Origin of the sequence: Corallococcus sp. bb12-1, assembly GCF_026626765.1 — a bacterium.
Classification (GTDB): domain Bacteria; phylum Myxococcota; class Myxococcia; order Myxococcales; family Myxococcaceae; genus Corallococcus; species Corallococcus terminator.
In genome coordinates this window covers 178,088-191,706 of the sequence record NZ_JAPNJZ010000028.1, presented here as the reverse complement: position 1 = coordinate 191,706, position 13,619 = coordinate 178,088, and the positions used below count along the sequence as shown (strand labels likewise).

General features: G+C 70.7%; 10 protein-coding genes. 4 read left to right on the top strand and 6 right to left on the bottom strand.

The window, feature by feature from the left end; genetic code table 11:
• The first annotated feature begins 2 nt into the window (after nt 1–2).
• Nucleotides 3–962, top strand: a complete 960-nt coding sequence (locus OV208_RS34680) for a ParA family protein (RefSeq protein ID WP_267578216.1) — start codon at nt 3–5, stop codon at nt 960–962.
• 9 nt (nt 963–971) lie between these two features.
• Nucleotides 972–2,519: an extensin-like protein gene (locus OV208_RS34675; RefSeq protein ID WP_267578215.1), complete on the top strand. Its 1,548-nt coding sequence runs from the start codon at nt 972–974 to the stop codon at nt 2,517–2,519.
• A 16-nt stretch (nt 2,520–2,535) separates the two neighbouring features.
• On the opposite strand, the gene OV208_RS34670 is transcribed toward OV208_RS34675, so the two are convergent.
• From OV208_RS34670 to OV208_RS34660, 3 genes are read right to left on the bottom strand one after another with little or no spacing between them, the layout of a single operon-like run.
• Nucleotides 2,536–3,543 (bottom strand): M48 family metallopeptidase, encoded by a 1,008-nt coding sequence (locus OV208_RS34670; protein ID WP_267578214.1) that lies wholly within the window; start codon nt 3,541–3,543, stop codon nt 2,536–2,538.
• Nucleotides 3,543–4,130, bottom strand: a complete 588-nt coding sequence (locus OV208_RS34665; RefSeq protein ID WP_267578213.1) for an SH3 domain-containing protein — start codon at nt 4,128–4,130, stop codon at nt 3,543–3,545. The genes OV208_RS34670 and OV208_RS34665 overlap by 1 nt, the downstream gene beginning before the upstream one ends.
• Nucleotides 4,131–4,157: 27 nt before the next feature.
• Complete coding sequence (locus OV208_RS34660) at nt 4,158–6,503, bottom strand: adenylate/guanylate cyclase domain-containing protein (protein ID WP_267578212.1); 2,346 nt, start codon at nt 6,501–6,503, stop codon at nt 4,158–4,160.
• A 286-nt stretch (nt 6,504–6,789) separates the two neighbouring features.
• Between OV208_RS34660 and OV208_RS34655 the strand changes: the two genes are divergently transcribed.
• Nucleotides 6,790–7,320: a TspO/MBR family protein gene (locus OV208_RS34655; RefSeq protein ID WP_267578211.1), complete on the top strand. Its 531-nt coding sequence runs from the start codon at nt 6,790–6,792 to the stop codon at nt 7,318–7,320.
• A 78-nt stretch (nt 7,321–7,398) separates the two neighbouring features.
• Here OV208_RS34655 and OV208_RS34650 read toward each other — a convergent pair whose 3' ends face one another.
• From OV208_RS34650 to OV208_RS34640, 3 genes are all read right to left on the bottom strand, one after another.
• Nucleotides 7,399–7,584 carry a hypothetical protein gene (locus OV208_RS34650; RefSeq protein WP_120534035.1) on the bottom strand — a complete coding sequence of 62 codons (186 nt, stop codon included), beginning with the start codon at nt 7,582–7,584 and terminating at the stop codon, nt 7,399–7,401.
• A gap of 145 nt (nt 7,585–7,729) precedes the next feature.
• Entirely contained in the window at nt 7,730–9,679 is a 1,950-nt protein-coding gene (locus OV208_RS34645; protein ID WP_267578210.1) for a PAS domain-containing sensor histidine kinase, read from the bottom strand.
• 238 nt (nt 9,680–9,917) lie between these two features.
• On the bottom strand, nt 9,918–12,554 hold the full coding sequence (locus OV208_RS34640; protein ID WP_267578209.1) for a M1 family aminopeptidase: 2,637 nt from the start codon (nt 12,552–12,554) through the stop codon (nt 9,918–9,920).
• Nucleotides 12,555–12,745: 191 nt separating this feature from the next.
• Between OV208_RS34640 and OV208_RS34635 the strand changes: the two genes are divergently transcribed.
• Entirely contained in the window at nt 12,746–13,618 is an 873-nt protein-coding gene (locus tag OV208_RS34635) for a DnaJ domain-containing protein (RefSeq protein WP_267578208.1), read from the top strand.
• The last annotated feature ends 1 nt before the right edge of the window (nt 13,619 follow it).

The following is a 13,619-nucleotide window of genomic DNA, read 5'->3' as shown; positions in this document are numbered from 1 at the left end:
TCATGGAAGCGCCGACGTACAGCTCGAAGCAGGTGGCCGAGATGCTCGGCGTGACTCCGAAGGGCATCCCCGCGGAGCTGCGCAAGGACAGCTACGGCCCCGACGACGTGTGGGAGCTGCGCACGACGCTCAACCGCTTCCCGCCCAGCGCGGGCCACCGCCGCCAGCTCTTCCTCAACTTCAAGGGCGGCACCGGCAAGACGTCGCTGTCCACCTCCTACGCGTGGCGCCTGGCGGAGCTGGGCTACGCGGTGCTCCTCATCGACCTGGACAGCCAGGGCCACGCCACCAAGTGCCTGGGCTACGAGGGCGAGGACTTCGAGAAGACGCTCCTGGACGTGCTGGTGCGCAAGACGCCGCTCATCCAGGTGGTGCAGAAGTCCATGCTGCCCAACCTGGACTTCATCCCGTCCAACCTGAGCATGTCCACGATGGACCTGGCGCTGATGCCCATGGCCGGCCGCGAGTTCAAGCTGCGCAACGCGCTCAAGGACGTGGAGGCGCAGTACGACTTCATCGTCTTCGACGCGCCGCCGTCCTTCGGCCTCCTGAACCTCAACGCGTTGATGGCCGCGAACGATTTGTTCGTGCCGGTGCTCGCGGACTTCCTCTCCTTCCACGGCCTGAAGCTGCTCTTTGAAACGGTGCAGAGCCTGGAGGAGGACCTGAACCACGTGCTGGACCACGTGTTCATCGTGGTGAACTCCTTCAACGCCACCTTCAAGCTGGCGAAGGAGGCGCTGGAAGCCCTCCAGACGCACTACCCGGAGTACCTGCTGCCCACCATCATCCGGCAGTGCACCAAGTTCGCGCAGGCCTCCAGCGAGGGCCGCCCGGTGTTCGTGGCGGATCCGACGTCCAAGGGGGCCACCGACATCCAGGCCATGCTCGACAACGTGCTGCCCCGCCTGGTGGCCGCGCACGCTCCGCCCAAGAGCGGCGGCGCCACGAAAGCCGGCTGAGATTCCGCCATGAAGAAAGCCTTCGAACAGAACGTGTCCCGCGCGAAGCCGCGCCTCCGCCTGGGGGCGTTCACCGGCGCCCTCGACCCGGCCGAACCCACGGCGCCCGCCGCCGAGTCCACCCCGGACGCCCCGCCGCCCGTCGCGGAGTCGCCGGACCTGTCCGCGGAGGTGCGTGCCCGCATCGAGCGCGGCCGGGCCCCGCGTCCCACCGCCGCCGAGGCCATCGAGGCCGCGCTGAACGCGCCCTCCGCTCGCGCGCAAGCAGCCCAGGGCCTGCCGGCGGTGACGGCGCCCACGTTCTCGCCAGTGTCCCACGCGCTGTCCGCGCTGGTGTCCCCGGAGGCGCGGCAGGAAGAGGAAGAAGCGCCGCCCGAGCCGTGGCTGGAGCACGAGTCCCCGGAGGCCGCGCCCGCCTGGAACGTGGCGGCGACCCAGCCCGCGGAGGAGTCCGCCTGGGACGCGGAGGCCGTGTCCCCGGTCTCACACCGCGAGGTCGCCGAAGCGGTCGCGGCGTCCGCGTGGAGCGTCTCCGCGGCGCACGTCGCGCAGCTGAATGAGTCCTTCGCAGTGGAGCCGGTGGCCGCCGAGCCGACGCACGCGCGCTCCGAGCCCGCGGCGCCGACGCAGGCCCCGCCGGTCACCTTCGCCTCGCCGCCCCCGGCGATGGCGCGGGCGGAAGCCCCCCGGGCCGAGCCGGTCACCTTCGCCGGGCCCCCGCCAGCGGTACAGTTCGATGGACGGATGGGCGTTCAGGCCCTCCGCATGCCCGAGGCCGAGCCCATGACGACGTACGCTGCCGTCCAGGTCTCCACCGTCACCACCGCCGAGCCGGTGGCCCGACAGGAGGCCCCGCCCGCCCAGGTCGAAGTGCAGACGCCCGCCCCTCCGCACGAGGCCATGGACTCCGAGTCCCGCCGCGAGCGCCTCAAGGCCCGCCTCAAGGCCGTGCGCGAGAACCCGCGTCCGGAGCCGCTGCCCGCCACCGTCGCGGAAGCCGGCCAGCGCGCCGTGGAGCGCATCACGCACCTCCAGTCGGACCTCACCAAGGTCAAGGCGCTCAACCTCACGCTCACCCAGGACCTGGAGGTGGCGCGCCGTCAGGCGGAGAAGGCCACCGAGGAAGCCCGGCTGCGCATGGACGAGGCGCGCCGCCTCACCGCGGAGATGGAAGGCCGCGTGAAGCTGCTCGCCGACCTGGAGCGTGAGCTGGCCGCCCTGGAAGGCGAGCGCGACGAAGCGCTGCTGTCACTCCAGGAGTCCCGTCAGGCCCTCCAGGCCGCGTCGAAGGAACACGACTCGCTGGCGCAGGTGGTGGCGCGCGGCAAGCAGGCCCTGGCCGACAGCCTCGCGGAAGAGGAGCGGCTCGCCGTGGAGCTGGAGAGCGCCAAGGACGAGTCCGCGTCCCTGCGCCGCGCGGTGGAGACGCTCCAGGGCGAGCGCGATGTGCTGGCCCAGCAGGTCGCGTCCCTCACCGCCGAGCGCGCGGAACTGCTGGAGGCGCGCAAGGCCCTGGAGTCCGTGCACCGCGCCCTGAGCCAGGCGACGATGCGCTGAGCTTTCGCCCCCGCGCCTACTTCGCGTCCTTCGCCACGCCCGTGGACTTCGCGTCCGGGGTCTTCAACGTGGCGAAGCTGGCGGGCAGCTCGGGGCTCTTCGGATCCGCGGGCGGCTCCAGCTCCACGAAGCTCCCCGGGGGCTGGGCCTCCGACAGGGCCTTCAGGTACTTCTCGATGCGGTCCTGACGGGCCTTGCTCTTGGGGTGTTTCGAAATCCCGCCGCCGCTCTTGCCTGTCTTGCCGAGCAGCACGATGTACTGCTCCGGATCGTAGCCTGCGGAGAGCATGAGCTGGACGGCCATCTCGTCCGCTTCGAACTCCTGGTTCTGGTTGTTGCCCGCCATGATGATCTTCAAGCTCGCCTTGACGAGGTACTCCATGAGCCCCGTGTCCGCATCCAGGTCCAGGGAGCCATCGGACATGCTCGCGGCCTCGAAGGACTGCTTGAGCCGGGAGGAGACGATCCCGCTCACCGCGGCGCTCTTGCAGAGCCCGACCTTGACCTTGGCGTATTGGTGCAGCGAGTGCTTGAGCACCACATGGGCAATCTCATGCGCGAGCACGCCCGCGAGCTGCCCTTCGTTGTCCACCTGCTCGAGCAGCTTGCGCGACACCAGCACGTAGCCTCCGGGCGCGGACACGGCATTGAGTGATTCCGGGTCGTTCAACACGCCGAAGGTCCACGAGAGGGTCGGACGCAGCGACTGGGACGCGAGGTTGCGGCCCACCGTGTTGAGATACAGGTGCACCTGCTCGTCCGTCTTGTTCCGCAGCAACAGCCCACCGCCGCCCTGCACGAAGTGGATGCTCAGCGCGCTGCCCAGCGCGTACTCCTCCTTCACCGCGGGCTCCGCGCCCAGCTTGGAGCACTGACCTACCTCGTCAATGCCCTGGACGGTCCGGCTCGCGACATTGTTCGGGCTCGCTGGCACGAGGGTCTTCGCCGCGCTCCTGACCCGGACGCAGGACGTCAGCCCCAGTCCCAACCCCGTCACCACCAGCATCTTGAACCAGGCGCGCATCACTTCGTCTCCTTCCGCGCCGGCGTGACGCCCTTCGCGTTGGCCTGCGCCCCGGTCTTCGTGTCCGGTCCCACCACCGGGAACAGCCCTGCCTGCTTCACATGTTCGGCGATCACCTTGGGCGTGACGCCCGTGGACAGCTTCTCCATGGCCTTGATCTGCTCCACCGCCTTCGCGTAGTCGCCCCCCTGGTTCCGGCCATACTTCTCCGCCCCGGGACTCAGCGCCTTCACCGCCGCGCCGCTGGATACGAAGGCCGCCGGGTCGACGGCGCGCGTCTGCCCGTCCTTGGCCACCAGCTCCATGTTGGGCGGCTTCGTGGACAGGTTCGTCTGGAACACGTACCCGGGCTTGCCCTTGGGCTCGGTGACGAGATGCCATTGCTTGTTCTTGGGGTCCGCGCCCTTCCACGTCACCTGCTGACCTGGCTGGAGCACCACCACCACGTTCGCCGTGGCCTCCGGGCTTGCGAGGACGCGCGTGTTGCGCGCCTTCACGTAGAGCTTCTCACCGGTCTTCGCCGCCCACGCCGCCGCTGCTGGCACCCCCAGCGCCAGCAGCAGGACGCCCATCCTCAGTCGCTTCATGGTCGTGCTCCCCAACGTCCTACGCCGTCACTTCTCAAGATTCGCCACGCCGTCGAATTTCTCCGGCGGTGTCTCCAGGTACTCCCGGCAGCGCTCCAGCAGCTTCCCCGTGGGCCCATCCTCTGGCGCCCTCGCTGCCTCCGCCTCCAGCACCGCCGCCGCGTCCGCGAAGCGCGCCTGCCGGAACAGCGCCAGGGCCTCATGGTAGTGCGTCACCGTGCGCCGCTGCTCCGGCGCCAGCTGGCCCTTGAGCGCGAGCAGCTCATACACCGTGACGGCCTCCGTCTTGCCCGCCACCCGCACGCGGTCCAGCTCGCGCACCTCGATGTGGTCCTTCGCCAGTTCGTACGTGCGCGGGCCAATCATGATGACCGACCCGTAGGCCTTGTTCGCGCCCTCCAGCCGCGCGGCCAGGTTCATCCCGTCGCCGATGGCCGTGTAGCTGAAGAGCTGATCGCTGCCGAAGTTGCCCACGAAGTTCACCGCGCTGTTCACGCCGATGCGCGTGTACACGTCCGGGAAGCCCTTCTGGCGGAAGTCCACGCGCAGGGTCTCCACCGCCGCCTTCGCCGCCAGCGCGCCCCGGCATGCTCGGATGGCGTGGTCCTGCTGGTCCATGGGCGCGCCGAACAGGCACACCACCGCGTCGCCGATGTATTTGTCCAAACACCCGCCCTCGCGCAGCAGGGCCCCGCTCACCGTCGTCAGGTACGTGTTGAGGATGCGCACCAGCTGGCGCGGGTCCTCCTTGAAGTGCTCGCTGAAGGTGGAGAAGCCGCGGATGTCGCTGAAGAAGGCGGTGATCTCCTTGTTCTCCCCATCCAGGCGCGGGAGCTGGCGCGAGCGGATCATCTGCTCCACCAGCTTCGGCTCCATGAAGTGGCTGAACGCCTGTCGGATGAACTTCGTCTCGCGGTTGGCCACCAGGTGGTTGAACGCGAGCGCCGCCACGCTGGCGCCAATGCCCGCGAAGGATGGCATCGCGGTGAAGACATGCGTGTGCGACGTCTTCAGGAGCATGCCCGTCAGGAGGTACAGCCCGAAGACCAGGCCCAGGGGCCACGCCACCTCCAGCGGTGTCCAGCGCGCCGTCATCAACAGCACCGCCGACAGCAGCGCGGCCAGGAAGGTGATGCCCAGGTTCACGCTCCAGTGCGCGCGGGTGATGAACTGGCCGGACAGGAGCGTCTCCACCACGGCGGCCTGCTTCGCGACCCCGGGCTCCGTGGAGGAGAAGGGCGTCGCCTTGATGTCATTGAGGCCCGGGGTGGTGCCGCCAATGATGACCACCTTTCCCCGGAAGGTGTCCGCGTCCAGCTCCACGGGCTTGCCTTCCTTGCGGCGGATCCAGTCCTGAAGCACGGACAGCAGGCTCACGAGGCGAAAGCGCTGGTACAGCTGGCCGCCGTAGTCCAGCGCCGCGCTGCCATCCGGGTTCACGGGCCACGTCCGCTCGCCCAGGCGGAGCGTGTGGACGGAGAGGGTGACCTCCTTCGCGCCCAGCAGGTCCGCCACCATGCGCACCGGAAGCGTCACATAGGTGTTGATGCCATCCGAGTACGCGAAGCGCGTGATGCGCATGATGCCGTCGTTGTCCGCCTCCGTGTCCACCAGCCCGAAGCCATGCACCGAGCCCACCAGGGCGGGCGTGGGAGGCACCGGGTAGCGCGGCTTGTGCGTGCCGTCGCTCGACGTGTACTGGAGCGCGGGCAGGGGCAGGCCGTCCGTCTGGATCACTGGAAACGCGAGCGCCCGCGCCAGGTCCTGGCGTGTCAGCGCAGGCGTGGCCGTCGCGGGGCCGTCCTCGAACTCCTCGGGGGCGTCCTCCGGGAACGTGTCGTCCTGCGCCGGAGGCGCGGCTTCAGGCGTGGTCCGCGGCACGGGGGCCTGGAAGTCCGCGCGGGGCAGCGGGGTCGCGGTGCCGTTGGTCACCATGCCCACGTAGAAAGGGAGGTTCGTTTCGCGCAGCACCTGCGCGAACCCCAGGTCGGCGGATTCGTCCGACGCGCGCTCGTCCATCACCGCGTCGAAGAGGACCGCCTTCGCGCCCGCGGCCTTCAACTCCTGCGCGATGCGCGCCCACAGCGTGCGCGTGTACGGCCAGTTGCCGAAGTTGGTGCGCAGCTGTTCATCCTGGCTGATGCCGTCGAGGGTGGGCTGGTCGATGGCCACCACCACCACGTGCGAGGACAGCCCCTGGTTCCCCAGGAACATGCTCAGGGCCTTGCCATAGGCGCCGTGCTCCGCGTTCATCAGCAGGCCGGCGGACTCGGAGGCCCACGCGACGAGCGTGGCCACCAGCGCGATCCTGAGCATCACCCGCCCATGGTCGCGCCAGCGCTGCTGGATGGTCTTCCACGGCTCACCCACCACGGCCCCTCCCCAAGAGGTCACGGCCGGAACGCTACCCCAAGGGGCCGGGCTTCACGGCATCCCGCCTCGCCGGGGCCCTCGGGGGGAATCGGGATAGACCCGTGAGAACTTCAAACCAGAAGCCCAGGACGTCCTCGGCGTTGGCCAGGACCCAATGCCCTCCGGGAATGTTCACGAAAGGCACTCCCCGTCCCACGGGCAGGCAGGCACGCATGGCCTCGGGTGGCGGGAGGACACAGCTTGTGGCTTCGCCCACGACTTCTTCACGGGCAGGGAGGGACACGCCATGCAACTCAGCGAGTTGGGAGGCTCCGAGGGCCTCGAACACAACCCCACGCTCAACCGCGAGTCGGCGGTGGCGCTGGGCGCGTTCGGCGCCATCACGGCCGGGGCCGTCTATCTGGGCGCGCGAGCCACGCGCGAGGCCGTGTCGCAGGGTTGGTACAAGCGCCTGAAGAAGCCGCCCTTCCAGCCGCCCGGAGCCCTCTTCGGTCCCGTGTGGACGACGCTCTACGCGCTCATCGCCGTCTCCGGCTGGCGCATCTGGGGCTCTCCGGCGGGGACGAAGCGCTCGAAGGCGCTGGGCCTGTGGTTCGTCCAACTGGGACTCAACGCCGCCTGGTCCCACCTGTTCTTCAGGAAGCGCGACGTGCGCGCCGCGGCGGTGGAGAACTGGGCCCTCTTGGGCAGCATCGTGGCCTATACCGCCGCCGCCAGCGGCGTGGACCGCAAGGCCCCGTACCTGATGGCCCCGTACCTGGGCTGGGTGACCTTCGCCAACGTGCTGTCCACCGACATCGCCCGTCGCAATGCCTGACGTCGTCGGTCCGGGGAGCCGTGCGCGGGCCTTCGCTTCGAAGAGGCCCGCGCGTTTCGTCCCCTCATGATGACCGCTTCAGTTGCGCAGGCGGTTGGGACGGCCCGCGTTGTTGAACGACAGCACCGCGGCGAAGTAGCGCGCCTGGTTCTCCGTCGCGCAGCGCACCTCCTGGATGCGCCCCGCGACCTTCACCCGGACCAGCCACCCCTCGTTGTCGCGGCTGACAGGGGTCTCGCTCTGCGGCATCGTCATGTTTTCCATTGTGGTGCTCCCTCCCGTGCACTCCCCTGGAGCACCCGCCGTGCCAGGGGATGGATGCGTGGGATTCCAGCCCTTTGCATCGGGCCTGGGGCCCTTGCGTCACCCCCGGGGCTGAAGTTCTTTCAGCGCGGCCCGCACTCCGGGTTCAGTGCAGGTGGCGATCACCCTGGGCGCGCGGGAGGGACAGCCGGCTGGCGGAGAGTGTTGGCAGCGCGACGTAGAAGGTGGAGCCCTGGCCCGACTCGCTCTCCACCCAGATGCGGCCGCCGTGGCGCTCCACGATGTCGCGGCTGATGTAGAGGCCCAGGCCCAGGCCGCCGTAGGAGCGCGTGGACGCGTTGCGCGCGCGGAAGTAGCGGTCGAAGAGCTGCTGCTGCTGGTCTTCCGGGATGCCGATGCCCGGGTCCTTCACGGACAGCACCGTCACGTCCTCGTTCACCGACAGGCGCACGCGGATGGTGCCGCCATCCGGGCTGTACTTGAGCGCGTTCTCCAACAGGTTGAGGACGACCTGCTCCAGTCGGTACGCGTCGCCCTGGACGGACACCGGCTCCGGGGGCGGTTCGAAGTCGAAGACGTGGTTGCCACGCTGCCCCTCCAGGCTGGTCAGCGTGTGCTCCACCAGCACGTCGAAGCGGGTCTCCTCCGGGTGCAGCGCCAGCCGGCCGGCCTCGATGCGCGACGCATCCAGCAGGTCGTTGATGAGGCCGGTGAGGCGCGTGAGCTGATGGCGCGCGTGGCGCAGCACCCCGAGGTCCACGTGCTCGCCGCGCTCCAGGCGGCGCTCCAGCGTGGCCAGGCGCAGGCTCAGCGGCGTCAGCGGCGTCTTCAATTCGTGGCTCGCGATGGAGAGGAAGTCGTCGCGCACGCGGATGGCCTCCTGGGCCTCGCGGTACAGGTGCGCGCGCTCCTCCTCCGCGCGCTTGGTCTCGGTGATGTCCTCCACGAGGACGCCCAGGCCCAGCACGCGGCCATCGGGCGTGTGCACCGGGTAGATGCTGCCACTCATGTAACGCCGGGGACCCTCGAGCCCCAGGTCCCCGTCGGTGGTGGACTCTCTGCGCACCAGGGGCTCTCCGGTCTTCAGCACCTGCTGCAGGAGCTCCTGGACGGCAGGGCCCGCGTGGGGGCCGAACAGCTCCAGCGGGGTGTGGCCCGGATGGGCTTCGGCGGGGACGCCGTTGATGCGCGCGAGCGTTTCGTTGACGCGCACGTATCTCAGGTCCGTGCCCACGAAGCCGATGCCCACGGGGGCGCTGCGAAAGAGCAGGTCCAGTTGGGCCAGGTGCGCCTCGCGCTCGGCCTCCACGTGGCGGCGGGCGGTGATGTCCTCCACCATGCCCACGCCACCCTCGACCTCGCCGTCCTCGCCGTAGCAGGGGGCGAAGCGCACTCGCACGGGGATGAGCTTGCCGCTGGTGAGCGAGCGGTAGTCCCCTTCGAAGTCGCAGGTGCGGCCACCCAGCGACTCGCGCACGCATGCCATCAGCCGCTCGTCGCGCAGCGTGAGGAGGTTCAGGCCCACGATGTTGCGCTTGGACGTTCCCAACTGGCGCGCGAACAGCTCGTTGCAGGCGGTGATGATGGGCGCGAGGTCGAAGTGGAAGACGCCCAGGGGGGCGTTCTCCACGAGGATGCGGTAGAGGCGGTCCGCCGTCTCCTCGTGGTGCGGGAGGATGTCGGGGCCGCCGGGCACGCGCTCCACCGGCTCCTCCAGCGTGTCGATGACCTCATGCAGCCGGCGCATGGTGAGCACGATGCGCTCCTTTTCGCCCTCGCCGCTGGTCCCCACCGTCAGCTCCACCATCAACTCCACGCCATCGCGGCGCCGCGAGAAGACCCGGGTCGGTCGCCCCCCGAGCACCTTGCGGCGCGACAGCAGGTAGCGCGGCAGGCTCAGGCCATGGAAGCGGTGCAGGCGGGGAGGGAAGAGCTCGGAGACCGGCTTGCCCACGAGCTGTTCGCGATTCCAGCCCAGCAGCCGTTCCGTCGCCGTGTTCATGTGCAGGATGCGCTCGTCCCCGTCGCAGGCGATGACCGGCTCCACCGCCGCATCCAGGACGGCCTCCAGCTCTCGTGCGGGTCCTCCGACCATGCCTCGCTCCTGGGAACCCACGCCACACCGGGTGGCGTCGGCCCTGCCGGGACATGGGGTCCCCCGGCGTTGACGGGCGCGGCGACGGCCGACCCGTGCGCTTCCCCTTTGCCTACAAATACACACTGTGAGCTGGCCCGGCGCGGCGAAACAGGAAACCCACCGTGGGCAGCACCCCTGGAGGGAAGGCAGGCGGGCGACTCATTCCCCAGGAGGATGGCGTCGCCGCCGTGCGTGCCTAGCGCCGCCGCTTGGGCGGGGGCGTGCGGCCACGCTTCGTGGACCTGGGCTTCACCGCGCGCTTGCGCACGGGGCGGGCCCGGGACTTCGACGCGGGGGTGGCTTCGCGCAGGGAGAGGGTCTCCAGCTTCTCGCGCAGCGTGCGCGTCTCCTGCTTGAGCGAGTCCAGCTCCTCGCGCAGCGAGGCGACCTCGCGGGCGTGGGGCGCGCCCTCGCGCAGGGAGCGCACGGCCTCGCGGGCGTAGCGGCGGGTGCGGGGGTCGCTGAAGGTCGTGCCTTCCAGCGCGGACAGCAGGCGGCGGTCCCCCAGCGTGGAGGCCGCGTCGCATACCGCCAACTGCACGCGGAACTGCGGGTCGCGCAGGAGCTGGGCGAACAGGTCCACCGCTTCGCGCTTGCGGTTCGCGACCTCCGCCAGCTTCGCCACTGCGACCACGGCGGCGCGGCGCAGGAACGCCGGTTGTCCGTACGCGGTGCGGGCCACGGCCACCGGGAAGGCGGCTGCGTCCTGCGTCTCCGCCAGGCCGTCCATGGCACCGGCGCCAATCACATCCTGGAACGACGGACGCGCGGCGGCGGCCTCCAGCAGGGGCAGGGCGTCCGGCGCGCGCACGCGACCCAGTCCGCGCGCGGCCTCGGCCTCCACGAAGTAGCTGGCGTCACCGGCCTCCACCAGGCCGCGCAGCCTTCCGGCCACCTGCGCGTCGTGGCGGAACTCGCCCAGCGCGGCCACCACGGCGCGGCGCACGCGCGGGTGGGCGGTGTCCAGCGCGTCCAGCAGGTGCGTGCGGGCCTCCGGGGTGCGGATGCGGCCCAGGGACTTCGCGCACGCGGCGCGGGTGGCCCAGAAGCAGTGGGTGTCCGTCAGCGCGCGGCCCAGGGCCTCCACGGAGCGCAGGCCGCCGTCCTTGCCCAGCGCGAGCGCGGCTTCCGTGCGCGCGCGGGGTTCGGGGGCGGAGGCGAGCTCCTCGCGCCACAGGCCCACGGCCTTGTCCACGTCCAGCGTGCCCAGCACGTCGCGGCGCGGATCCACGCGCACCTGCGAGGGCGCGGCGGGGCAGGGCAGATGGAAGCGGTGCTCCGCGTCGGTGACGTCCAACCGGTGGTGCGTGTCCTGTCCGTTCACGGTGACGACCACGTCCAGCGGGAGGCGGAAGATGGGCGTGCCGGCGTCGGTGCGCTGCGTCTGGCGCACGGCGATGCGCAGGCGGGCGTCGTCGGCCTCGTAGCGGACCTCCACCTTCAGCTCCGGGTGGCCGGGGGAAAAGACGTACTGGTCGAAGACGGGGTCCAGGTTGTGGCCGGTGGCCTCTTCGAAGGCGCGCGCCAGGTCCACCGTCTCCACCACGCCGTGGCGGTGGCGGGCGACGTAGTGGCGCAGGGCGCGCACGAAGAGGTCGTCGCCCACGCGGCGGCGCAGCTCGTGGAGGACCAGTCCGCCCTTCTCGTAGAGGTGGCGGTCGAACAGGTCCATGGGGGCCTGGAACGAGCGCGCGACGATGGGGCGCGCGTAGCGCTCGCGCGTCTCGGACAGGTACGCGTCCAGGTCGAGCATGCGGTGGTGGTCGGCCTCGTCGCGGTCATCACCGCGCTCCTTCCACAGCACCTCGAAGTAGGTGGCGAAGCCCTCGTTGAGCCAGCCGTGCGGCCAGTCGCGGCAGGTGAGCAGGTCGCCGAACCACTGGTGCGCCAGCTCATGGGAGATGAGCGGTTCGGCGTTGTAGTCCAGGTGCGCTCGCGCGTCGTGCAGCACCGTGTCCACCAGCGTGGTGGCGGTGGTGTGCTCCATGCCACCCAGGATGAACTCGGTGACGAACACCTGGGCGTAGCCGCTCCAGGGATAGGGCTCGCCGGTGATGGACTCGTAGGCGGCGACCATCTGGGGCGTGCGCGCGACACACCGGAGCGCGTCCTCGCGGCGGCCCTTGGGGAACAGGTAGCGCAGCGGCGTGGTGCCGGCGGTGTCGGTGGCCTCTTCGAATTCGCCCACCACCAGCGTGACGAGGTAGGGCGCGTGCGGCTGCGCCATGCGGTGGTGCTGGGTGCGGCGCTCGTCGGTGATGATGTCGCTGACGAGCACCCCGTTGGACAGGGACGTCATCGCGGCGGGGAAGGTGGCGATGACCTCCGACGTGGCCTTCTGCGCGGGCGTGTCCAGGCACGGGAACCAGCAGCGCGCGTCGATGTCCTGCCCCTGCGTCCACGCCTGGAGGGGCCGGTCGGGGTAGCCCGCGTCGGGGCCCCAGAAGTAGAGGCCGCGGCGGGGACGGGCGCGGTAGGTGAGCGCGATGTCACACGCCTGGCCCGCTTCCAGCGCGCGGGGCAATTCCACGCGCACGTGGGCGCCGGAGTTGGAGAAGGGGACGGTGCGGCCTTCGACGCGCGCGTCGGTGATGTCCAGGTCCACCGCGTCGAAGGTGACGGTGGAGACGGCGCGGACCGCGGACACGCGGGTGGTGCAGGTGCCGGAGATGGCGCGCTGGGGGAAGTCCAGGTCCAGCTCGATGCGCACGTGCTCGGCGCGCACGGGGCGGGGCGCGGCGTAGTGCTCGGTGGCGCCGGGGAGGCTGAACGGATGCGGGTCGGACGACCCGATGGCGGCGGCGGCGGGGGCGTGGCGGTGGCAGCAGCGCATGGCGGGTGACTCTTTCGCATGCCCGCGCCGGGGTCGAGCCACATCGAACCGGCTTATCCGGAATTCTGGGGCCGGGGCTCTTCCGAGCCTCTCCGAGCCTCTCCGAGCCGCCCGGCCGGAGGTCCGGGAAGGTGACAGGGGTGGAAGGCAGCGGTTGAGAAATGCCGGGGGCTTCCACAGGATGTGGGGACGTGCAGGCCGTCCTCTACTTCTCCGACAAGCAGGTGCGCGAGAAGCTCTTCGCGTTCGTGGATGCAGCACCCGGGCTGCTGCTGGTGGCGGGGGTGCGCCACGGTGCCGCGATGACGCGTCCTCCGCAGGCGCGCGAGCCCTTCGCCGCGCTGGAGGACCTGTTCGGTGACGTGCTGGCCCAGGTGCTGGTGGCGGACGAAGGCACCACGGAGGGCATGTGGCGTGACCCACTGGGTGACCTGGGGGACCGGCTCTACCCGGAGGACAAGAAGAGCGCATACGCGGCGTCCACCGGCTACCTCCTCCTGAAGGGAGGCCAACCCCTCACGGTGGTGCGCAAGCAGGGAGGCCCCGCCGCCGACCAGTGGTTCCTCCAGGAGGCCCTGAGTCGGTTGAGTCCGGGCATTCCCCCGCCCGACCCGGAGAAGCGCCCCGGTACGCGCCGCCCCGAACGCGCCCCGCGAGCGCCGCCCCGCTACGGGCCCGCCAGTGACCGGGAGGCCGGCTCCGCCAGCGCCCGGGATGAGACCCCGCCGCGCTCCGGGTGGGGCCGCGCCCGGGACGAGGCCCCGCCCCGCTCCCGGGGGGCGTCACCCGACTTCGACTTCGACTTCGACGCCACGCCGCCCCGGGGCCGCCGCTCGGTGCCGCCTCCCGCGGAGGCCGAACCCGAAGCGAAGGACCCGTGGGTCGTGTTGGGCATCGCGCGGGGCACGCCGAAGGACGAGGCGCGCAAGGCGTTCCGCGCGCTCATCGCGCAGTACCACCCGGACAAGGTGGCGCACCTGGCGCCGGAGTTCCACGCGCTCGCCGAGCGCAAGACGCGAGAAATCCTGGACGCGTGGGAGGCGCTGGAGCGCGACCCTCCCTGAG